Genomic DNA, 21,350 nt, shown 5'->3' with positions numbered 1-21,350 from the left:
CAGGTCCACATGGACTGCTGCGCAGTGATCGACGAACCGAAGTGATCACACCGGGCGGCGGGGCGGACCGAGAGCGCACCCGCCGCCCTCCGTGCCGCAAATGAAGGAGAGGCGACTCATGCTCACGAGGAACTACGTCGAGACGGTTCGCAGCCGTGTCGACGAAAAAGGACTGGCCTGCACCGACCGACATATCATCGAGTGCCTGAAATACCTCGCGATCATGTCGGGCACCAGCGGGCGACGAATAGTCGTCACTCCGGAAGTCGACGAGGTCTGGCACGAGCTCATCGTGCAGACGGGCCCGTATTTCGCCCTGTGCGAAGCCCTGCCGGGTGGCAGGTACGTTCACCACGCCTCGATCACGCCGGACGCATACGCCGCGCGGACGGGAGAGCGGGAGTTCGTCGCCGAGTTCCTCCGCTGGGTCCCTGACTACGTGCACAGCTTCGGGCCTTTCGATCCGGAGCGTGCGGAGCACTGGACAGTGGTCGGGTTCCTGCGTTCCGAGCTCGGAATGACGCTCGACGAGATCAACGCAGTCGCGGCATCCGCTCAGCCCGAGGCAGCACTGCCGCCGGACTCGCCATGGCGCATCCTCGCGCACGACGATCTCGAGATGCTCCTGGCCGCGTGAATCGGGACTACGCGCTGAGCCCGCCCTCGCGGGTGTCGTTCGCAACGCACGACCGTGATGTCGATGTCGCCTGGAAAGCCGAGGTCCTCGAGCGGGTGCGCCTCTCGCGCTGGAACACCTACGTCGGCCTCGACGGACGGCAAGCAGCCCGAGACTTCGCGGAGCGTCTCAGGCTCGACCCCGGGGGCGACCGGCGCGGGTCGCTCCACCGCGGCGCGGAAGCCGCGCTGAAATGCCTGATCGAGCACCGGGCGCCCGAACGACTGTGGGTCCCGGCGCACGGGTACCCGGGATTCGCTCGCGTCGCGTCATCCTGCCGCATCCCGCTCCTCACGTACGCCGACCTCGACGATCTCGCGGGGTCGCGCCGCGGCGACCTCGTCGTCATCACAACGCCGTCGTCGCCGATCGCGACGGCGGATGCCGGCGATCTCCTCCGGGCGCTGGCGGGAAGGGGCGCCCAAGCCGTTGTCGACGCGACATTCTCGCTTCTCGACCCCGACGGCGTCGCCGGGCTCGCACCCCTGCTGCGCCTGACCGACGCGCCGGTGATCGTCAGCGCGTCGAAATCGCTGGGCCTGGCCGGCATCCGTCTCGGCGTTCTGCTCGATGGCGGACCCGGACCGCACGTCATGCCGAACCCGATGGAGCTCGATGTGTTCCAGTGCGCCGTCTGGGACGCATTCATCGATGGCGACAACCTTCGCCGTCGCGCCCACGACGTGGGTACACGCCAGCGGAAGCTGCACCATCGGCTGCGACGCGCACTCGAGCGTCTCGAGGCGGAGGTGATGTACACGTCGAACAGTTTCGCGATCACAGTCCGGCGGGGCTCCGTCCCCGAGCCCGCGCTGGGGGACCACGGCTGGAAGGAGTACCCACTCCTCAACGCCCTGCGTCTCGATGCCTCGGATCGGGTGGCCGCCTCGATCGAGGCGTGGACAGGAGCCCCATCATGAGGCGCGACTATCTGGGGCGGGCCGCTCTGGCGGCATCCGCGATGTTCCTGCCGGGGATCGGCAGCGTCGTCATCCTGCTGATCATGGCGACGGCCTACTCCGACGACGTGCAGGCGGCGATCGGGCTGGGCGGCTCGACCGCCGCGATCGTGACGGTCGTGGCATCCGGTTTCGTGGTCACCACCATTCGTGCACGCACGGCGGGACGCTCCCTCCAGGGCGAGCTGACGGGTTCCGTCGGGGCAGCGATGCTCCTGCTGCTCGCATCGATCGCGATCGCCTTGCTCAGCCCGGTGCTCTCCCGCTCGGACGCGGGCGGGTTCTTCGCCGCGTACTGGATCGCCACCATCCCGGCGACGGTGCTCACGCCGATCGGCTTCGTCTTCAACGGCGCGTTCCAGGCGCTGCACCGCGATGGCACGAACCTGATCACCGCGGTCACCGGGACGCTCGTGAAAGCGGCCGTCGCGGCGGTCGTCGTCGTGCTCGGCGTCTCACCGCTTGCTGCCGTCGCGGCGGTGGGGGCCACGACGTCGGTCGCGTCGATCCTGGGAGCGCTGGTACGAGGATCCCAGCTCGCGCGGGCGGACATGATCTCGTGGCCCATGTTCGCAGCGGCGAGGCGAGACGCTCTCGCGCACCCCGTCGCGGTGGTCCGCTCGCTCGGCGAGCGTGCTGCTGCGTCGGTCGACGGGTTGGTCTTCCTGGTCACCTTCACCGCGGCGATCCTGGTGGCCACAGCGCACTCCCCCGCAGACGGCGCTGTCGTCGCGCTCTCGGTGGCGGTGATGCGCTCGGTCATCGTCCCGTTGAAGCAGTTCGGCGTGGTCGGGGCGCGATTCGTCATCGCCGAGCGCGGGCGCGAGCGCGAGGACGCCATGCGTCTGTCGACGGTCCAGACGAACTGCTTCGTCCTGCTCGCGGCGATCGCGGTGGCGCTCGCGATCTCGCGCCTCGCCCTACCGGTCTTCGACCAGCTCGGCTGGCTGCTCATAGCGATGATGGCCGTGCAGCTGCTCATCGAACCGTGGGCAGGCGTTCTCTACTCCTACCGGAAGATCGCGCTGTCGACGGCGGCCGGGCTGCCCGCCCTCGGGATCGCTTACGGGGCGGTGGCCGGCCCCGGGTTGACGCTGCTCGCCGTCACGCGTTCCGGCTCGGCGGAGGCCATCTGGTCGGTCCTGCTCGCGACGCGCGTCGTCTTCGCCGTGCTTTTGGCCTGGACTCCTCGCATATCGATGCCCGCAGGTTCAGACTGGCGTCGCGGCGTCATCCGCCGCAGGCGGGATGCGACATGAGACCTCTCCGGTATTCGATCAACGTGACGCTCGACGGCTGCTGCCACCACGAGGCGGGCCTGCCGCCCGACGAGGAATCGATGGATTTCTGGACAGCGCAGATGGCCGGCGTCGACGCGCTGCTGCTCGGGCGGGTGACGTACGCGATGATGGCGGCGGCCTGGCGGCGGCCGCCTTCGGGCGAGTGGCCCGCCTGGATGGATGACGCCGAGGTCAGGTTCGCCGAGGCCATCGACGGCGCGCGGAAGTTCGTCGTGTCGTCGACTCTCGCGGACCCCGACTGGAACGCCGAGCTGATCTCGGGCGACCTCGAGACAGCCGTCCGCGCGTTGAAGGCCGAGCCGGGCACCGGGCTGTGGGTCGGCGGCGTGACCCTGCCGACCGCCCTGGCGAACCTCGGCCTCATCGACGAGTTCGAGTTCCTCGTGCATCCCGTCGTCGCGGGGCGCGGACCGACCCTGCTCGCCGGCTTGGACCGGCAGATCGAACTCGACCCCGTGGACCGCACGGCGTTCCGCTCCGGGGCCGTGGCGACGCGATATCGGCTCCGCAGCGCCTGACCCGGGCTCCCGCCGCGAACTCCGGTTACGACAGGTGTCGCCGGATGACGCGCGCCCTTGGCAGCGCCGAGGGTGAGGTCGACAGTGGGCTCATGTCTCACCGCATCCTTCTCGCCGTCGCTCTCGAGCGGGCCGGCTGGCACCCCGCCGCGTGGCGCGCCGCGGGCCTCTCGCCACGCGAGCTCACCACACCGCGTCACTGGACCGAGCAGGTACGCGTCCTCGACCGGGCGGGCGTCACCTTCGCGACCATCGAAGACGCGCTCACCCTGACCGATCGCTCCGAGAACGCCGACGCCCCCGACCCGCAGCGCCTGCACGGCCGCGTCGATGCGGTTCTGCTGGCCGCTGCGCTCGCGCCGCTCACCCACCGGATCGGCCTGATCCCGACGGTCACGACGACGCACACCGAGCCGTTCCATGTGGCCACCGGCATCCAGACGCTCGACTTCGCCAGCCGCGGCCGCGCGGGCGTCCGCCTCGTCGTCGGGGGGTCGGCAGCCGAGCGGGCGAACTTCGGGCGCCGCGACGAGATCGACCTCGAGACCGGGTTCCGCGAGGCGGGCGAGGTCGCCGACGCGATCGGACGCCTGTGGGACTCGTGGCAGGACGACGCGATCATCCGGGATGCCGCGAGCGGCCGATTCGTCGACGCCGACCGCATCCACAACATCGACTTCGCCGGTGAGTTCTTCTCGATCACCGGCGCGTCGATCGTGCCCCGCTCGCCCCAGGGCCGCCCGATCATCTCGGTGCTCGCGCACCAGACTGTGCCCTTCCGACTGGCTGCCGAGCACGCCGATGTCGTGTTCGTCACGCCCCACGACGAGGCCGCGGCCACCGGGATCCTCGCCGAGCTCGACGGCGCCGCCGCCGAGCTGCGCCGCTCTCCCGAGCGACTGCGCGTGTTCGCCGACGTGATCGTGCTGATCGAGGAGACATCGTCCGCCGCACGCGAAGCGCTCGCGCGGCTCGACGGCCTGGCCGGGGCCGAGTTCCGCTCCGACGCGCGGATCATCGCCGGGACGCCGACCGAGGTCGCCGAGCACATCCGCGCCCTCGCCGAGACCGGGATCGACGGCGTGCGGCTGCGTCCCGCACGTCAGCCCGACGACGTCGTCGCGATCGCCGAGCGGCTCACCCCGCTGCTGCGCGCGACTCGCGTGCTGCAAGACGACGACGCCGCTACCCTGCGCGGCCGACTCGGCCTGCCGCGTCCCGCGAGCAGGTACGCCGCTCCCGCGCAAGACTCCGCGCCGGCACGAGAGAAGGTCGCCCTGTGAGCCGTTCACCCCGCCAGATCCACCTGGCCGCACACTTCCCCGGCGTGAACAGCACGACCGTCTGGACCGATCCCACGTCGGGCAGCCAGATCGACTTCGCGGCCTTCGAGTACTTCGCCCGCACCGCCGAGCGCGGCTTCTTCGACTACGTGTTCCTCGCCGAGGGCCTGCGGCTGCGCGAACACAAGGGCCGCGTGCACGAGCTCGACGTGCTCGGCCGCCCCAACACCCTCGCCGTCCTCGCGGCGCTCACGGCGGTCACCGACCACGTGGGTCTCGTCGGCACCCTGAGCACGACGTTCAACGAGCCGTACGAGCTCGCCCGTCAGCTCGCGACGCTCGACCACCTGTCCGGCGGCCGCGCCGGGTGGAACGCCGTGACGAGCTCCGACGCGTTCCACGGCGCGAACTTCCGCCGCGGCGGGTTCCTCGACCACGCCGACCGCTACGAGCGCGCGAAGGAGTTCGCCGCCCTGTCGAAGAAGCTCTGGGACTCATGGGACGAGGACGAGGCGCTGCCCCACCGCATCCGCCACGCGGGTCCGCAGTTCGACGTCGACGCCCTCTTCGATGTTCCCCGCTCGCCGCAGGGGCGCCCGGTGATCGTGCAGGCCGGCGACTCCGCCGACGGGCGCGACTTCGGAGCCGAGCACGCCGAGGTGATCTTCTCGCTGCATCAGGACTTCGACGCGGCCCGCGTGTTCTACGACGACGTCAAGGGCCGCCTGGCCGCCTGGGGTCGTGACGAGGACTCGCTGAAGATCCTGCCCGCCGCGACGTTCGTCATCGGCGACACGGATGCCGAGGCGCGCGAGCGGTCGCGCGAGATCGCGCTTCAGCAGGTGCGGCCCGAGCAGGCACTGACCTACCTCGAGCAGGTCTGGGGTCGCGACCTCAGCGGCTACGACCCCGACGGCCCGCTGCCCGACGTCGAACCCGACACCGGGTCGGAGACGGCACGCGGCTGGGCCAACCGCCACAAGGCCGTGCAAGCGCGCATCGCCTCGTTGCGCGACCTGTCCGCGGCGGAGGGTCTGAGCGTGCGCGAGCTCGTCATCCGGCTGACGGCGAAGCACACGTTCGTCGGCACGCCCGAGCACATCGCGGGCGAGATCGACCGCTACGTGCAGGAGCGGGCGACCGACGGCTTCACCGTCGTCGGCCATCTGACGCCGAACGGGCTCGACGAGTTCGCCACCCGCATCGTCCCCCTCCTGCAGGAGCGCGGGTCGTACCGCGACTCGTACGGCGAGAGTGCGACGCTGCGCGACCTGCTCGGGCTGCCGGCCGCGGTTCCGGCCCCCGCATCCGTACCGGCGTGAGCGTCCACCGGCTCGTCTTCGTGGGCGCCGGCCCGCGCGCGATCATGCTCCTCGAGCGGATCATCGCGCGGTTCGGCGCCGCGGCGGGCACGGCGGACGCTCGTACCGTCGGTGCACCGCGGCTGCACGTCGAGCTGATCGACCCGCATCCCCCCGGTGCCGGCCGGATCTGGCGGCGAGCGCAATCGCCGCTGCTGAAGCTCAATTCGATGGCGCGCGACGTGACGGTCTTCACCGACGACAGCTGCACGATCGACGGCCCGATCCGCCCGGGGCCCTCGCTCATCGAGTGGGCCGAGCTCTGGCGCAGCGGCGAGCTGACCGCGACCGGCCGGGGCATCGAGATCGACGACGAGGTCGCCGCGGCCGAGGCACGCGGGCTGCGCGGCGACAGCTTTCCCACGCGGCGGCTGCACAGCTACTACCTGGAGTGGTTCTACCGACGCACGGTCGCCGAGGCGCCGACCGGCGTCACGGTGCGCTGGCGGCCCGACACCGTCGCGAGCGTGAGCCCGGAGAATCGCGTGATCCTGTCGAGCGGCCTCGAGCTCGAGGCAGACGGCGTCGTGTTCGCGCTGGGTCACACCGGTCGCGAACCGGACGCCATCACCGCCGACCTCATCGCGGGAGCCCGCCACGGACAACTGCAGTACGTGCCGCCGGCTTTCACCGCCGATGCCGACCTCTCCCATCTCGGAGCCGGCGACGACGTCATCGTGCGGGGCATGGGGCTGGCCGCGGTCGACCTCGTCGTGCTGCTCACTCAGGGCCGTGGCGGACGCTTCGTCGACGACGGCGGCGCCCTGCGGTACGTCGCCTCGGGGCGTGAGCCCCGCCTGCATCTCGGGTCGCGCCGGGGTGTGCCCTACCGTTCCAAGGTGTCGTCGGCGATACAGGGCGACGCGCCGCAGCGCGAGGTGCTGACGCCCGCGGCGATCGCCGAGCTGGTGGCCCGCCCCGGTCTCATCGACTTCGAGGCCGATGTCTGGCCGCTCATCGCGGGCGAGCTGCTGCACGGCCACTACCGCGAGCTGTTCACGGGCCACCCCGACCGTGTCGTAGGCGACTGGCCGACCTTCCGTGCGGTGCTGCAGTCGCACGCGTGGGACGACCCGGCGCTTCTGGAGGCGATCGCGGCGGCGGTGCCCGACCCGCTCGACCGGTTCGACGTCGCGTCGCTCGACCGCCCGCTGGCCGCGAAGACCTTCACCGATCGCGAGGACGCGCACGACCGCGTGCGCGCCCACATCGTCACCGACCTGCATCTGCGCACGTCGCCGAAGCGCAGTGCCGCGCAGGGCGTCTTCCTGGCCGCCTTGCTGTCGTTCCTCGCGCTTGCCGAGATCCCCGCGGCGCGGTGGAACGAGCGCTCGCGCACGCAGTCGCTGCCGGGGCGGTGGCACACCTTCTTCAGCTATGTCGCGAGCGGCCCGCCCGCACATCGCCTCGAGGAGCTCCTCGCCCTCGCGGATGCCGGGGTCGTCCGCTTCCTCGGACCCGAGATCGGTGTCCGCATCGATCCGCAGCGCGGCTTCGTCGCCTCGAGCCCGCGGGTCCCGGGCGAGACGGTCGCCCGCAGCCTCGTCGACGCGTGGGTCCCCGGACCCGGCGCCGCCCTCAGCGAGAACCCCGTGCTGCGCGCGCTCGCCCGGCAGCAGGGCTCGGTGGCGCGGGTGCTGACCGACGCCGACGGCCGCGTGCTGACGGCGGACGGCGTGCCGACGGCATCCGCCTTCGCGCTCGGACCGTTCACGTCGCTGCCCGAGAGCGGCGCCTTCACCCGCCCGGGGTCGAACGCGCTCTCGATCCGCCAGACGGATCGCACCGCCGGCGCCATCGTCGCCACCGTTCTCGACGCAGCTGCGCCGCTGGTTAGGGTAACCTAACGTGCGGCCGGATCACCGGTCGCACAACCCTCTCCAGCCAGGATCCCCATGCACACCGCTCTCTCACGTCCGGGGGGCCGCGCCGCCGCGGCCGTCACCGCCCTCATCATCACCGGAGCCGGCCTCGTCGCCTGCTCCGCCCCCACGGACCAGAACGCGAGTACAGCACCCGCCGCGGACGGCTCCGACGCTGCCGGCTTCCCCGTCACCGTCACGTCCGCCCTGGGCGACGCGGTGATCCCCGAGAAGCCCGAGCGCATCGCGACATGGGGCTGGTCGGCGCAGGACGCGGTGCTCGCGCTCGGCGTCGTCCCGGTCGCCATGCCCGCGTTCGCCTACGGCGGCGTCGACGGCGTGCTCCCGTGGGATGCCGATGCGATCGAGGACCTCGGCGGCGAGACCCCCACGCTCCTGACGGGCGGCGACACGGGCGAGCCGAACATCGAAGAGTTCGTCGAAGCCCGCCCCGACGTCATCCTCGCGCCCTACTCGGGGCTGACGCAGGAGCAGTACGACGCTCTCAGCAAGGTGGCGCCCGTCGTCGCATACCCCGACCAGCGCTGGGCGACCTCGTGGGAGGACCAGACCGCTATCGTCGGCCAGGCGCTGGGCCTGACGGATGCGGCCGCCGACCTGGTCGCTCAGGTCGACGCCGACATCGCCGACCTCGCCGCCGAGTATCCGGCGCTCGCAGGCACGTCCTTCGCCTACGGAGCGAACAACCAGCCCGAGATCTTCAACGTCTTCCGCGATGACGACCCGCGCGTACAGCTGCTCACCCAGCTGGGCATGACGGTCGCCCCCTCGGTCGAGACGCTCGCCCCCGACGACGACAGCTACTTCTACCAGCTCGGCTTCGAGAACCTGAACGCCCTCGAGTCCGACGTGCTCGTGGCCTACTTCGGCACACAGGCAGACGTGGACGCGTTCGTCGCCGACCCGCTCGTCGCCGCCATGCCGCAGGTGAAGGAGGACCGCTTCGCCCCGATCGTCGGCGAGTCGTTCGTCATGGCCTCGAGCGCGCCCACGGTGCTGTCGATCCCGTGGATGCTCGACCAGTACGTTCCGCAGCTCGCCGCCGTCGCCGAGCGTGTCGGCTGACACCCTCGCGCTTCCCCGGGGCAGGGGCCGCTCTCCGCGGTCGCTGCCCCGTCGGCGCGTCTGGGCGGGGGCGGCAGTCGCGCTCGCGCTCGGGGGCGTCGTCGTCGCGAGCCTCGCGGTCGGGACGTCCGAGATTCCTCTCGGCACCGTCTGGCATGCGCTGACGGCCTACGACCCCGCCGATCCGGAGCACATCGCGATCGTCGAGAAACGTCTGCCGCGCACGGTCGTCGGCATCATCGTCGGCGCCGCGCTCGGGCTGTCGGGCACCCTCGCCCAGGGGGTGACCCGGAACCCGCTCGCCGACCCCGGCATCCTCGGCGTCAATCAGGGAGCCGCCCTCGCGGTGGTCGCAGCCATCACGGTCTTCGGTGCGACCGGGCCGAACTCGTATCTCTGGTTCGCGATCGTCGGCGCGGCGATCGCCGCCGCCATCGTCTGGGTGCTGTCGTCGCGAGGTCGCGACGGGGCCACCCCGGGCAAGCTGGCCCTCGCGGGAGCGGCCGTGTCCGCCGCGCTGTTCTCGCTCGTCTCGGCGGTGCTCATCGTCAGCCGCGAGGCGCTCGATGCCATGCGCTTCTGGCAGGTCGGCGCCCTGGCCGGACGTGGTCTCGACGTCCTCGTTCCGGTGCTGCCGGTGCTGATCGTCGCGGCCGCCGTCGCGCTGGCGTCGGGTCGGACGCTGAACCTCTTCGCCCTCGGCGATGAGACCGCCGCGGCCCTCGGCCTACGGGTGAACCGCGCGCGCCTGCTTCTGGCGATCGCGCTGGTCGTGCTCGCAGCCGGCGCGACGGCGGTCGCGGGTCCCATCGCCTTCGTCGGTCTGATCGTGCCGCACGCCGTGCGCAGCATCGCGGGCCCGGATTACCGATGGATCCTGCTCTTCGCAGCGCCGACCGCCGCCGTCCTCCTCGTCGCGGCGGACGTCGTCGCCCGGATCGTCGCGCGACCGGGCGAGCTGCAGGTCGGCATCGTGGTCGCGGCGGTCGGCGCGCCGTTCTTCATCGCGCTCGTGCGGCGGGGTCGGATGGCGGGGCTGTGACGGGCGCGGTTCCCGCAGCTCTCGCTCAGCCGCTCCGCCGAGCAGCTGCCCGCCGGGTCGTGATCGTCTCGGCGAGCGCCGCCGTCGCGGTCGCCGTCCTGTTCGCCGTTGCGCTGCTGCTGGGACCGGCGGCGCTCTCGCCGGCTGAGGTCGTCGAGGCGATCACGGGCCGCGCCCAGCCGGTCGTCTCGCTCGTCGTCTGGGAGCTCCGGATGCCGCGCGCCCTCGCTGCCGTCGTCGTCGGCGCCTGCCTCGGCGCCGCGGGGGCCGTCTTCCAGTCGGTGCTGCGCAACCCGCTTGCGAGCCCCGATGTGCTGGGGGTGACGGCGTCCGCCGGAACCGTCGGCGTGGCCGCCGTGCTCGGTCTCGGTGCCAGCGGCATCGCACTGACCGGCCTCGTCGCCGGCGGGTCGGTCGTCGCCGCGGCGCTCATCGGCGTCCTGGCCTGGAACCGCGGGCTGCACGGCATGAGGCTCATCCTCGTCGGCGTCGGGTTCTCCGCCTTCGCGACGGCGCTGACCGGAACCGTGCTGACCCGTGCGGAGATCCGCGATGTGAGCGTCGCGTACACGTGGCTCGTCGGCAGCCTGGGCGGCTCGTCGTGGGCCGTCGTCGGAACGAGCGGGGCCGTCGCGGTCATCGTGTTCGCCCTGCTGGTCCTGCAGGTGCGGGGTCTGCGTGGGCTCGAGCTCGACGACGCGACCGCCGCCGCCCTGGGCGTGCGCGTGCAGCGGGTCCGGATCGGTGTGCTGCTCACCGCCGTCGTCCTCGCCGCGATCGCCGTCGGAGCGAGCGGACCGATCGGCTTCGTCGCCCTGATGGCGCCGCAGATCGCGCGACGCCTCGTGGGCCCGGGGTCGATCTCGCTCGTGGCCTCGGCCGCCGTCGGCGCCGCCCTCGTCAGCGCGGCGGATCTCATCGCGCAGTACGCGGTACCCGGCATCCCCTTTCCCGTCGGGGTCGTGACGGGCGCGATCGGCGCGCCCTCCCTCGCCTGGCTGCTGACACGTTCCGACCCCACCCGACCGGGAGGCACCCGATGACCACCGCCGATCACCGACTCAGCGCCGAGGCGATCACGCTCGGCTACGACGGAGTCCCGATCGTCGACGGCCTGTCGCTCGCCGTGCCACCCGGGCGGATCACCGTGATCGTCGGGGCGAACGCGTGCGGGAAGTCGACGCTGCTGCGGGCTCTCGCCCGGCTGCTCACGCCCACCACGGGCGCGGTGCTGCTCGACGGCGCCGACATCCGTTCGCGGCCGACCGCGGAGGTCGCGCGTGTGCTGGGGCTGCTGCCGCAATCGCCGGTCGCGCCGGAGTCGATCCTCGTGGCCGACCTCATCGCCCGCGGACGGTATCCGCATCAGAGCTGGCTGCGGCGACGTGCATCCGAGGACGACGCGATCGTCGACGCTGCGATGCGCACGGCGGGGGTCGCCGAGCTCGCCGACCGCTCCGTCGACACCCTCTCGGGCGGTCAGCGCCAGCGCGTCTGGATCGCGATGGCCCTCGCGCAGCAGACCGATGTCATGCTGCTCGACGAACCGACGACCTACCTCGACATCAGCCACCAGATCGACGTGCTGGACCTGCTCGTCGACCTCAACCACCAGCGCGGCACCACGATCGTGATGGTGCTGCACGAGCTGTCGCTCGCGTGCCGTTACGCCGACCATCTCGTCGCGATGTCGGGCGGGCGCATCGTCGCGGAGGGCGCCCCAGCCGATGTCGTCACCGCCGACCTCGTGCGCGAGGTCTTCGGCATCGACGCGATCGTCATCCCCGACCCCGCTTCCGGGGCGCCCCTCGTCTCTCCCCTCGGCCGCCACCACCGCGCCTGAGGACCTGCCGCCTCGCTCCGCCCGGGGTCGACTCGCCACGTATTGCGGATGAGGGAGCGTCAGCATCCGCCCTTTCTGGCGAGTCGACGGAGTGTGGGAGGGCGGCGGATGACGCTGCGTGTCGGGGTCTTCCGCTGTGTGACGGGGCCGCGCGCCGGCCGCGACGATGGTCGCGAGCCTGGGACGCATGCCTCTCCTCCGCACACCTTCCCGCATCCGCACCCGTTCGCGCACGCTGCGCGGCGCCGCGCCGACCGTGCTCCTCGTCGGCGCGGCCGCCGGCGCCGTCCTCCTCTCCGCCTGCAGCTCGACGACCGCCGGAGCGGGCCCGTCGCCGTCCGGCGAGCCCGTGGCGGGCGGGACGCTGACCTTCGCGATCTCGGTCGACAGCCAATGCATCGACCCCCAGCAGGTCGGCAACAACGACGCGATCGCGATCGCCCGCCAGACCGTCGCCTCGCTGACGACGCAGGATGCCGAGACGGGCGAGATCCTGCCCTGGCTCGCCGAGCACTACGAGGTCAACGCCGACGCGACGAGCTTCACGTTCACGCTGCGCGACGGAGCGACCTACGCCGACGGCGCGCCGATCGACGCCGCCTCGGTGAAGACGAACTTCGAGGCGATCCGAGCGCTCGGGGCGAAGGCACCCCTCGGCTCGTCGTACCTCGCCGACCTCGACAGCATCGACGTCGTCGACGACAGCACCGTGACGATCGCCTTCTCGCGTCCGAGCGCGCAGTTCCTGCAGGCGACCTCGACGTTCAGCCTCGGCCTGCTCTCCCCAGCGACCGCCGCGGTGAGCCAGGCCGACCGCTGCCTCGGCGAATACGTCGGCTCGGGTCCGTTCTCGGTCGAGAGCTACACGCCCAACCAGGGCGCGACGCTCGTACGCCGCGAGGGCTACGACTGGGGTCCCTCGACCAACGACCACACGGGCGAGGCCTACCTCGACGCGATCGAGTACGTCGTGGTGCCCGAGGCCGGCAACCGCACCGGCAGCCTGCAGTCGGGACAGATCGATGCGACCACCGGCATCTCGGCGACCGACGCCGTGCTGTTCGAGGGCGACGGATTCTGGAGCGAGAACCGCGCGAACCCCGGCGTCGTCTACAACCTCTACGCGAACCAGTCGACGCCCAAGCTCGCCGACGCCGACGTACGCCTGGCGATCCAGAAGGGCATCGACCGCGACGAGATCACCGCGACCCTGCTCGGACCCGACGACAAGCCGGCGCTGTCGCCGCTCGCCTCGTCGACGCCGTACTTCAGCGACCTGAGCGATGTGCTGGAGTACGACCCGGATGCCGCGGGCGAGCTGCTCGACGACGCCGGATGGACGGTCGGGGCCGACGGCATCCGCGAGAAGGACGGCGAGAAGCTCAGCTTCCTCGTCACGTACTGGCAGTCGCCCAAGGAGGTGCTCGAGCTCGTCCAGCAGCAGCTGCGCGAGATCGGCGTCGACCTGCAGCTGAAGTTCGCCAGCATCGCCGATTCGCAGGCGGCATCCGCCGACGGCACCTACGACTTCGTCTACGGCAACCTGACCCGGTCCGACCCCGACGTGCTGCGCACCGTCTTCACGGCCGACAACCCGACCGGCAACACCCGGCGCACGACGCGCACCGCCGTCGACGACCTGCTGGATCAGCAGTCGGCGATCACGGATGCCGCACAGCGCCAGACCGTCGTCGACGAGGCGGCGCGCGCGCTCGTCACCGAGGGGATCACCATCCCGATCTACGAGCTGTCGACCACCATCACCGCGGCCTCGAAGGTGCGGGGACTGACGTTCGAGGCGTCGAGCCGGCTCGACTTCTACGACGCCTGGATCGCCGAGTGATCATGTGGCTCACCTATATCGCGCGTCGGGTCGGGCAGGGACTGGTCGTGCTCTGGGCGGCGTACACGATCTCGTTCCTCGTCCTGTATCTGCTGCCCGGTGACGCCGCGGCCCTGTTCGCTGGCGGCGCCGACCAGGAAGCGGTCGACCCGGAGCTCGTGGCGCGGCTGCGCGCCGAGCTCGGGCTCGACCGCCCCCTGTGGGAGCAGTACCTCACGGCACTCGGGCGGGCGCTCGTCGGCGACTTCGGCACCTCGACGCAGACCGGGCGCCCCGCCGCCGATCTGCTCGGCGAGGCGCTGCCTCCGACTCTCGCCCTCACCGGCTTCGCGTTCGTGCTGTCCGTCGCGCTGGGTGCGGTGCTCGCGCTCGCGGCTTCGCTCACCCGCATCGCGTGGCTGCGGAACCTGCTGTTCTCCCTTCCGCCGATCGGCGTCTCCATTCCGGTGTTCTGGATCGGTCTCCTGCTGCTGCAGGCGTTCTCGTTCCAGCTGCGCCTGTTCCCGGCGATGGGCGACGACGGCTTCGTGAGTCTCGTCCTGCCCGCCGTGACGATCGCGATCCCCTCGGGCGCGTTCATCGCGCAGCTGCTCTCGCGGAGCCTGCGCTCGACGCTCGCGCAGCCCTACGTCGAAGTCGTCCGCGCGAAGGGTGCCGGCGAGACCCGCGTGCAGTTCGGGCATGCGCTGCGCAACGCCGTCATCCCGACCCTCACGATGGGCGGCGTGCTCGTGGGCGGCCTGCTGTCGGGGGCCGTCGTGACCGAGACCGTGTTCTCGCGGCTGGGCATCGGACGCCTGGTGGTGACCGCCGTCAACAACCGCGACGTTCCGGTCGTGCAGATCGTCGTGGTGTTCGCCGCCTTCGTCTTCGTCGTCGCCAACCTGATCGTCGATCTCGTCTACCCGCTCGTCGACCGCCGCATCACGCTCGCACGCACGGCGTTCGTCGCCGCCTGAGCCGGAGGAATCATGGCCATCACCCTCGACGCCCCCATCCGCCCCGCTGAACCCGCCGATCCCGCCGAATCCGCCGGCCGGGGGCCGAGCGGCGGCCGTCGGCCGCCCCGCACCGGAGCGGATCGGGCACGTGCCGCGCGCGGCATCCGATCATTCCTGCGCCAACCGACGCTCGTGCTCGCCGTCGCGGTGCTCGCCCTGGTCGTGCTGTGGGCGGTCGCGCCGACCTGGTTCACGTCATGGGACCCGATCGAGGGGGTGGCGCGCGACCGGCTGCAGCCGCCGTCGGCCGAGCACCTGTTCGGCACCGACAACCTCGGCCGCGATCTGTTCGCCCGGGTCGTGCACGGATCGGCCACGTCGCTCGCCGCGACGAGCGTCGCCGTCGTCGTGGGGCTCACGGTGGGATCGGTGTTCGGGCTGCTCGCCGGCTTTCTGCGCGGATTCGTCGACGACGTGATCATGCGCTTCATGGACGTGCTCCTCGCGGTCCCGAGCCTGCTGCTCTCGCTGGCCCTCATCACGGCTCTGGGCTTCGGGACGATCAACGTCGCGATCGCGGTCGGACTCGCGAGCGTCGCATCGTTCTCGCGCGTCATGCGCGCGGAGGTGCTGCAGGTCGCAACGTCCGTCTACGTCGAGGCCGCCCGGGTCTTGGGCGTGCGGTGGTACACGATCCTCGCCCGCCACGTCCTGCCGAACGCGTCGGGACCGGTCGTCGCCCTCGCCGCCCTCGAGTTCGGCGTCATGGTGCTGGCCATCTCATCGCTGTCGTTCCTCGGCTTCGGCGCACCGCCGCCGACGCCCGAGTGGGGATCGCTCGTGTCGGGCGGGCGTGACTACCTCGCCGTCGCCTGGTGGCTGACAACGCTCCCGGGACTCGTGATCGTCGCCGTCGTGCTCTCTGCCAACCGCATCTCACGCGCTCTCGAACGCAACGGAGGAACCCGATGACCGCCCCGCTCACACCCCTGCTCGAGGTCGACGGCCTGAGCGTGTCGTACACGGTCGACGGCGAGACGCGTGCGGCGGTGACGGATGTCTCGTTCTCGGTCGACCGCGGAGAGGTCGTCGCCATCGTCGGCGAGTCCGGATCGGGGAAGAGCACGACCGCGCACGCCGTCATCCACCTGCTGGCGCGCAACGCGCGTGTCGACGCCGGCGCCATCCGATTCGACGGCGAAGACCTCACCGGCCTCTCGTCCCGGGCCTGGCGCGAGGTGCGCGGCCGGAGGATCGGCCTGATCCCGCAGGACCCGGGGACGAGCCTCAACCCCGTCAAACGCGTCGGGCGGCAGGTCGGCGAACCGCTCGTGATCCACGGGCTCGCCTCGCGCCGTGCCGCCGACCGGCAGGCGGTGCAGCTGCTCGGACTCGCCGGCATCCCCGAGCCCGAGGCCCGGGCGCAGCAGTTCCCGCACCAGTTCTCGGGCGGGATGCGGCAGCGCGCACTCATCGCCGCGGCGCTCGCAGCCGAGCCGCAGCTCGTGATCGCCGATGAGCCGACGAGCGCGCTCGACGTCACGGTGCAGAAGCAGATCCTCGACCACATCGACACGCTCGCCGACACCCTCGGCACCGCGGTGCTGCTCATCACGCACGATCTCGGAGTCGCCGCCGACCGCGCCGACCGCATCGTCGTGATGCAGAACGGTGGGATCGTCGAGCAGGGACCGACCGGCGCCGTGCTCGCGGCTCCGCAGCATCCCTATACCCGCGCACTCATCGCGGCGGCACCGGGCCTGCGGGCGACGGGTCTGCGAACGGCGGATGTGCAGCCTGCAGCGGATGTGCAGCCCGCCCCGCTTCTCGAGGTCACGGGTCTGCGCAAGGAGTTCGCGCTTCCCGGCCGCCGGCGTCTCGTCGCGGTCGACGACGTGTCGTTCGCGGTCGGGCGGGGCGAGACCCTCGCCGTCGTGGGCGAGTCGGGGTCGGGCAAGAGCACGACCGCGCGGCTCGCGCTGCGGCTCGAGCAGCCCACGGCCGGCGGCATCCGCTTCGACGGCGTCGATCTCGTGACCGCTAGGCGCGAGCAGCTGCGGTCGCTACGTCGCCGGTTCCAGCTCGTCTACCAGAGCCCGTACGCCTCGCTGGACCCGCGGTTCACGATCGCGGACGTCGTCGACGAGCCGCTGCGCGCGTTCGGCATCGGCGATCGGACACGACGCGCGGCGCGCGTGCGAGAGCTGCTCGACCGCGTCGCGCTCCCCGCCGACACCGCCGGGCGCCGGCCCGCCGAGCTGTCGGGAGGGCAGCGCCAGCGCGTGGCGATCGCGCGCGCTCTGGCGACCGACCCCGACCTGGTGGTTCTGGACGAGGCGGTCTCGGCCCTCGACGTGTCGGTGCAGGCGCAGATCCTCGACCTTCTCGTCGAGCTGCAGCAGCAGTTGGGGGTGTCGTACCTCTTCATCAGCCACGATCTCGCGGTCGTGCGCGAGATCTCGGACCGCGTCGCGGTGATGCAGAAGGGGCGCGTCGTCGAGCAGGGGCCGACCGCTACGGTGCTGACGTACCCGCGCGAGGAGTACACGCGCCGCCTGATCAACGCCATCCCCGGCCGCTCCCGCGAGCCCGTCGCCCCCTGAAAGGCCCCGTCGAGTCGCCAGAAACTGCGGATGCGGCGGGGCCAGGATCCGCAGTTGATGGCGAGTCGACGGCAGGGTGGGGAGACCTGGCCGGGGATCAGGCTGAGACGGTGACGAGGACCCGCTGCCAGCCGCTCGAGCCGTCGGGGGCGATGGGGGCGCGCTCCTCGATCTGCGTGTCGCCGTTCTTGTTGACCGCGCGCACCTCGACGTAGTGGGTGCCCGCTTCGGCCTGCCACTCGAGCATCCACTGCACCCAGGTGTCGGCATTGATCGGGGTCGAGAGCGTCGCGGCCTGCCAGTCGCCGTCGTCGATGCGCACTTCGACGCGCTCGATGCCGACGGTCTGCGCCCACGCCATCCCGGCGATCGCGACGGTTCCCGCCGCCACCGGGGTACCCGTGCGCGGAGTGTCGATGCGGGAGGAGAACTTGATCGGAGCTTCGGCCGCGTATCCGCGCGGAGTCCAGTACGCCTCGTCGGCCTCGAACGTCGTGACCTTGAGCTCGGTGACCCACTTCGTCGCCGAGACGTAGCCGTACAGCCCGGGAACGACCATGCGCACCGGGAAACCGTGCTCGAGCGGAAGCGGCTCGCCGTTCATCTTCACGGCGAAGATCGCGTCGCGCGCATCGTCGGTCAGAGCTTCGAGCGGGGTGGACGCCGTGTAGCCGTCGACGCTCTTCGAGAGCACCATGTCGGCGCCGGACTGCGGGCCGGCCATGCGGAGGATGTCGCGGATCGGGACGCCCTGCCAGATCGCGTTACCCACCAGCCCGCCACCGACCTCGTTCGAGACGCAGGTGAGCGTCACGGCGTACTCGTCGAGGCCCATGCCGACGAGGTCGTCGAAGCTCAGCTCGACGCGTTGGTCGACCATGCCGTCGATGACGAGACGCCACGTGGTGGGGTCGACCGAGGGCACGGTGAGCGCCGTGTCGACGCGGTAGAAATCGGCGTTCGGGGTGATGAGCGGCGAGATGCCCTCGACCTCGAGCTCGGCGCCGTCGGGAATCGTGACGGTCGACCGCGGCTCGGGGATGCGCAGCTCGCGGCGCAGGGCGTCGACCGACGCGGACGTCGCGTTGAGCAGACGTGCGCCGACGCCGACGATGACCGCAGCGATGCCGACGCCTCCCGTCGCGACGAGGAACGAACGGCGACCGAGGCCGCGCTGCTCGGCGGCCGGTGCCGCGGGAGTGTCGGCATCAGCGGCATCCGCGGCGCCCGCCCAGCGCCGGAGGCGCGTGATGAGGAACACCAGGACGAGCACTCCGACGAGCGTCCCGACCACGGGCGGCACGAACGCGAGAGGACTGGCGCCGGTTCGGGTGATGATCGCCGCGGTCGAGATCACCCCGGCGAGGGCGATGACGATGACTCCGAAGGGCCGGACGAAGAACTGCAGGATGCCTGCGATCGCCGCGGCGATGACGACGGCGAGCGCGAGGCTGCCCAGCAGGACGATCTTGTCGGCCGAGCCGAAGGTCGCGATCGCGAACTCTTTGAGGGGTTGCGGCACGATGTCGATGACGAAGGCGCCCACCGCGAGGATCGGGCTGCTCTCGCGCGCGACGAGCAGCGCGATCAGCTCGGCGACCGCGAGGAAGGCGGCCGCGCTGACGATGCCGGCGAGTGCGCTCCAGAGGCCCCAGACCCAGCGACGGGTCTTCGCCTCGTTCGCGGATGCGGTCGATTTCGCCATCGCTGTCGCCTCTCGATCGGCAGATCACTCCTACCGTGCATAGTGTCTTCGTCGCCGAGCCCGCAACGGATGGAAATTCGGCGGTGTCGATGCCGCGAGAACGCACCGCCATCGCGAGGACGCACCCTGCACCGTGCGTCTTCGCCGGGAGGGTGCGTTCTCGGCGATCGTGCCAGGGGGCTCGGGGCTACAGGGTCTTGGCGAAGCAGCGGGAGAACGCGTACTCGGTGTACGGGGCGTAGATCGGGATCGGGGTGTAGCCGAGGCGCTCGTACAGGACGACGGCGTCGTGCTGGCGGTCGCCGGTCTGCAGGATGACGCGCGCCGCGCCCCGGTCGCGGGCGATGCGTTCGAGCTCGGCGAGCAGTGCCCGGCTCGCGCCGAGACCGCGGGCCCGAGGGCGGACATACACGCGCTTGATCTCGAGATCGCGGATGCCGTCGTGCTCGAGATCGCGCAGCGCGCCGTGGCCGATTGTTTCGCCCGCGGCATCCGTCACGAGCACCGTCGCCACGATCGTCGCGGGATCGAGGGCGAACGCTCGTGCCGACCGAGCGGCGGCCTCGGGGTCGGTCTCGTCGAAGCGGTCGGCGTAGCGCGGGCCGACCTCGCGGTCCATCTCGGCGCGCAGGGCCTCGGCACGCGGGTCGTCGTAGTCGATGTGCTCGAACAGCCACATCGTGGCCGAGGCGCCTGCAGGAGCGCGGGTTGCGGCGGCAGGCTCGGGCGCGAGGTCGTATCCGAACGCGAGCAGGTCGATGAAGCGGCCGGGCTCGACCTCGATCCGCCCCTCGCGCTCGGTGAGCCGCGTGAAGCCGAGCTTGGCGTACAGCGCGTGCGCCGCGGTCATCTCGGGTCCGCTGTTCATGACGACGCGGTGCGAACCGCGCTCGCGGGCCAGCTCGATCACGTGCCGCGTGAGTGCTTCGCCGACGCCCCGCCCCCGCGCCTCGGGGGCGACGGCGAGCTGACGGAAGTCGGTCTCGCCGGGCTGCGCGACCCCGGCGAGCGGGCGGTTGGGCCGAGCGACCCACACGGTCCCGAGGATCTCGGGCTCGGCAGCGGCATCCTCACTCCCGCCGGCGTCCACCGCCACCCACACATCTCCGCTCCGGACGCGCGCGGCGACGTCGCGCAACGAGGCGAGGTAGTGCTCCGAGAGTTCGCCGTAGCTGTGCTGGTAGGCGCGAGCGGTCAGCTCGCCCGCCCGAGCGAACTCCTCGGTGCGGACGAGCCGGATGGTGAGCGCTGTCGCGGTCGATGTCACGAGGTGACGCTACCTCTCACCGAGACCCGATCGCGACGCGGGCCCATTCATGACGCGGGGAGTCCGGGCGGGTTGATCTCGCTCTTCTCGATGCGCTCCGACTCGAGCCCCCAGGTCTCGAGGACCTCGTCGTACTGGCCGCCGGCGATGAGGGCGTTGATCGCGATCGACACGGGCTCGATCAGGCCGTTGCCCTTCGCCGTCGCCGCGGCGATGTTCGCGGTCTGCGGCCAGCCGCCCGGCACGAGCCCGACGAGCTTGGTGTCGCCCGTCTCCCGCGCCGACCAGGCCGACGTCGCGTTGGGGCCGAAGGTGGCGTCGACGCGGCCGGACTGCAGCGCGAGCACGGCCGCGGCGTTGTCGTCGTAGTACTGCAACTCGGCAGGCGCCTCGCCTGCGGCTTCGAGCTCGTCGTTCCAGGCGAGCAGCACCTGCTCCTGGTTGGTGCCCGAGCCGACGACGATCTTCAGGCCCGAGATGTCGGCGGCTTCCTCGATCTTGTCGATGTCGCTGTCGGAGCGGACGTAGAAGCCGAGCAGGTCTTCGCGGTAGCTCGCGAAGTCGTAGAGCTCCTTGCGCTCCTCCGTGACCGTGACGTTCGAGGTGATGAGGTCGTACTTGCCCGACTGGATGCCGAGGGGCCAGTCGGCCCATGCGACGACCACGGGGTTGTACTCGAGGCCGAGCGCTTCGGCGATGAGCGATCCTATGTTGGGCTCGGTTCCGGCGGCCTCGGTCTCTCCCTCGGGGATGTAGCCGAGCGGCGGCAGGTAAGCGGAGTGGGCGACGGTCAGCTTCCCCTCTTCGACCGGCTCGAAACCGCTCGCTTCGAGGGCAGCGACGGCCTCGGCGACGGGCTCGTCGAGGTGCACCCAGTGGATGTCGTCGGTCGCGACGTTCGCCGTCGTCGGTGCGGGCGCGGCGGCCTCGGCCTCGGCAGGCCGGTTGAGGTTCACGGCGGTGACGATGCCGCCGACGATCGCCGCGACCGCGACGACGCCGAGTCCGGCGGCGATGCCCTGCTTCTTACTGATGGCCATGCTGTTGGGTCTCTCTCGAA

Annotated in this window: 18 protein-coding genes; 15 read left to right on the top strand and 3 right to left on the bottom strand. The window is 71.4% G+C overall.

What is annotated here, in order from left to right:
- Window positions 1-118: 118 nt before the first annotated feature.
- The 15 genes from C1N74_RS00535 to C1N74_RS00465 all read left to right on the top strand — a co-directional run bounded on the left by C1N74_RS00535 (window position 119) and on the right by C1N74_RS00465 (window position 17,318).
- Window positions 119-637, top strand: a complete 519-nt coding sequence (locus C1N74_RS00535) for a hypothetical protein (RefSeq protein ID WP_023953276.1) — start codon at window positions 119-121, stop codon at window positions 635-637.
- The gene (locus C1N74_RS00530; RefSeq protein WP_071918776.1) at window positions 634-1,596 is read left to right on the top strand and encodes an aminotransferase class I/II-fold pyridoxal phosphate-dependent enzyme; all 963 of its coding nucleotides are present in this window, start codon (window positions 634-636) and stop codon (window positions 1,594-1,596) included. Before C1N74_RS00535 ends, C1N74_RS00530 begins: the two co-directional genes overlap by 4 nt.
- Window positions 1,593-2,894, top strand: coding sequence for a hypothetical protein (locus C1N74_RS00525; protein WP_137749737.1), 1,302 nt, complete (start codon window positions 1,593-1,595; stop codon window positions 2,892-2,894). The genes C1N74_RS00530 and C1N74_RS00525 overlap by 4 nt, the downstream gene beginning before the upstream one ends.
- Window positions 2,891-3,454 (top strand): dihydrofolate reductase family protein, encoded by a 564-nt coding sequence (locus C1N74_RS00520; protein WP_103841734.1) that lies wholly within the window; start codon window positions 2,891-2,893, stop codon window positions 3,452-3,454. Before C1N74_RS00525 ends, C1N74_RS00520 begins: the two co-directional genes overlap by 4 nt.
- Before the next feature lie 92 nt (window positions 3,455-3,546).
- Window positions 3,547-4,737 carry an LLM class flavin-dependent oxidoreductase gene (locus C1N74_RS00515; RefSeq protein ID WP_137749736.1) on the top strand — a complete coding sequence of 397 codons (1,191 nt, stop codon included), beginning with the start codon at window positions 3,547-3,549 and terminating at the stop codon, window positions 4,735-4,737.
- Window positions 4,734-6,059 carry an NtaA/DmoA family FMN-dependent monooxygenase gene (locus tag C1N74_RS00510; RefSeq protein WP_137749735.1) on the top strand — a complete coding sequence of 442 codons (1,326 nt, stop codon included), beginning with the start codon at window positions 4,734-4,736 and terminating at the stop codon, window positions 6,057-6,059. The genes C1N74_RS00515 and C1N74_RS00510 overlap by 4 nt, the downstream gene beginning before the upstream one ends.
- Window positions 6,056-7,945, top strand: coding sequence for an FAD/NAD(P)-binding domain-containing protein (locus C1N74_RS00505; protein WP_219994749.1), 1,890 nt, complete (start codon window positions 6,056-6,058; stop codon window positions 7,943-7,945). The genes C1N74_RS00510 and C1N74_RS00505 overlap by 4 nt, the downstream gene beginning before the upstream one ends.
- 48 nt (window positions 7,946-7,993) lie before the next feature.
- Entirely contained in the window at window positions 7,994-9,046 is a 1,053-nt protein-coding gene (locus tag C1N74_RS00500; RefSeq protein WP_023953285.1) for an iron-siderophore ABC transporter substrate-binding protein, read from the top strand.
- Complete coding sequence (locus C1N74_RS00495) at window positions 9,036-10,088, top strand: iron ABC transporter permease (RefSeq protein WP_242435556.1); 1,053 nt, start codon at window positions 9,036-9,038, stop codon at window positions 10,086-10,088. Before C1N74_RS00500 ends, C1N74_RS00495 begins: the two co-directional genes overlap by 11 nt.
- Window positions 10,085-11,131, top strand: coding sequence for an iron chelate uptake ABC transporter family permease subunit (locus tag C1N74_RS00490; RefSeq protein WP_258317956.1), 1,047 nt, complete (start codon window positions 10,085-10,087; stop codon window positions 11,129-11,131). The genes C1N74_RS00495 and C1N74_RS00490 overlap by 4 nt, the downstream gene beginning before the upstream one ends.
- Window positions 11,128-11,931 carry an ABC transporter ATP-binding protein gene (locus C1N74_RS00485; RefSeq protein WP_088379706.1) on the top strand — a complete coding sequence of 268 codons (804 nt, stop codon included), beginning with the start codon at window positions 11,128-11,130 and terminating at the stop codon, window positions 11,929-11,931. Before C1N74_RS00490 ends, C1N74_RS00485 begins: the two co-directional genes overlap by 4 nt.
- A gap of 187 nt (window positions 11,932-12,118) precedes the next feature.
- Complete coding sequence (locus C1N74_RS00480) at window positions 12,119-13,774, top strand: ABC transporter substrate-binding protein (protein ID WP_258317955.1); 1,656 nt, start codon at window positions 12,119-12,121, stop codon at window positions 13,772-13,774.
- A gap of 2 nt (window positions 13,775-13,776) precedes the next feature.
- Window positions 13,777-14,733, top strand: coding sequence for an ABC transporter permease (locus C1N74_RS00475; RefSeq protein ID WP_071919464.1), 957 nt, complete (start codon window positions 13,777-13,779; stop codon window positions 14,731-14,733).
- Window positions 14,734-14,745: 12 nt separating this feature from the next.
- Entirely contained in the window at window positions 14,746-15,687 is a 942-nt protein-coding gene (locus C1N74_RS00470; protein ID WP_137749733.1) for an ABC transporter permease, read from the top strand.
- A complete protein-coding gene (locus C1N74_RS00465) occupies window positions 15,684-17,318 on the top strand; it encodes an ABC transporter ATP-binding protein (protein ID WP_137749732.1) in 1,635 nt (544 codons plus the stop codon). Before C1N74_RS00470 ends, C1N74_RS00465 begins: the two co-directional genes overlap by 4 nt.
- Before the next feature lie 97 nt (window positions 17,319-17,415).
- On the opposite strand, the gene C1N74_RS00460 is transcribed toward C1N74_RS00465, so the two are convergent.
- The 3 genes from C1N74_RS00460 to C1N74_RS00445 form a co-directional block, all read right to left on the bottom strand.
- The gene (locus C1N74_RS00460; protein WP_088379711.1) at window positions 17,416-19,023 is read right to left on the bottom strand and encodes a molybdopterin-dependent oxidoreductase; all 1,608 of its coding nucleotides are present in this window, start codon (window positions 19,021-19,023) and stop codon (window positions 17,416-17,418) included.
- A 187-nt stretch (window positions 19,024-19,210) separates the two neighbouring features.
- Complete coding sequence (locus C1N74_RS16490) at window positions 19,211-20,290, bottom strand: GNAT family N-acetyltransferase (RefSeq protein ID WP_219994748.1); 1,080 nt, start codon at window positions 20,288-20,290, stop codon at window positions 19,211-19,213.
- A gap of 47 nt (window positions 20,291-20,337) precedes the next feature.
- Complete coding sequence (locus C1N74_RS00445) at window positions 20,338-21,330, bottom strand: ABC transporter substrate-binding protein (protein WP_137749731.1); 993 nt, start codon at window positions 21,328-21,330, stop codon at window positions 20,338-20,340.
- Between the last annotated feature and the right edge of the window lie 20 nt (window positions 21,331-21,350).

The organism is Microbacterium sp. SGAir0570 (assembly GCF_005491085.2).
In the GTDB taxonomy this organism is placed as follows: domain Bacteria; phylum Actinomycetota; class Actinomycetes; order Actinomycetales; family Microbacteriaceae; genus Microbacterium; species Microbacterium arborescens.
The sequence above is the reverse complement of the archived record's forward strand: the minus strand, read 5'-3'. Positions and strand labels throughout refer to the sequence as shown.

Excerpts from the sequence above, each read along its gene's own strand:
- C1N74_RS00535 (WP_023953276.1), top strand. The coding sequence starts at position 119 with ATGCTCACGAGGAACTACGTCGAGACGGTTCGCAGCCGTGTCGACGAA.
- C1N74_RS00525 (WP_137749737.1), top strand. The coding sequence starts at position 1,593 with ATGAGGCGCGACTATCTGGGGCGGGCCGCTCTGGCGGCATCCGCGATG.
- C1N74_RS00520 (WP_103841734.1), top strand. The coding sequence starts at position 2,891 with ATGAGACCTCTCCGGTATTCGATCAACGTGACGCTCGACGGCTGCTGC.
- C1N74_RS00515 (WP_137749736.1), top strand. The coding sequence starts at position 3,547 with ATGTCTCACCGCATCCTTCTCGCCGTCGCTCTCGAGCGGGCCGGCTGG.
- C1N74_RS00500 (WP_023953285.1), top strand. The coding sequence starts at position 7,994 with ATGCACACCGCTCTCTCACGTCCGGGGGGCCGCGCCGCCGCGGCCGTC.
- C1N74_RS00485 (WP_088379706.1), top strand. The coding sequence starts at position 11,128 with ATGACCACCGCCGATCACCGACTCAGCGCCGAGGCGATCACGCTCGGC.
- C1N74_RS00480 (WP_258317955.1), top strand. The coding sequence starts at position 12,119 with ATGCCTCTCCTCCGCACACCTTCCCGCATCCGCACCCGTTCGCGCACG.
- C1N74_RS00475 (WP_071919464.1), top strand. The coding sequence starts at position 13,777 with ATGTGGCTCACCTATATCGCGCGTCGGGTCGGGCAGGGACTGGTCGTG.
- C1N74_RS00470 (WP_137749733.1), top strand. The coding sequence starts at position 14,746 with ATGGCCATCACCCTCGACGCCCCCATCCGCCCCGCTGAACCCGCCGAT.
- C1N74_RS00465 (WP_137749732.1), top strand. The coding sequence starts at position 15,684 with ATGACCGCCCCGCTCACACCCCTGCTCGAGGTCGACGGCCTGAGCGTG.
- C1N74_RS00460 (WP_088379711.1), bottom strand. The coding sequence starts at position 19,023 with ATGGCGAAATCGACCGCATCCGCGAACGAGGCGAAGACCCGTCGCTGG.
- C1N74_RS00445 (WP_137749731.1), bottom strand. The coding sequence starts at position 21,330 with ATGGCCATCAGTAAGAAGCAGGGCATCGCCGCCGGACTCGGCGTCGTC.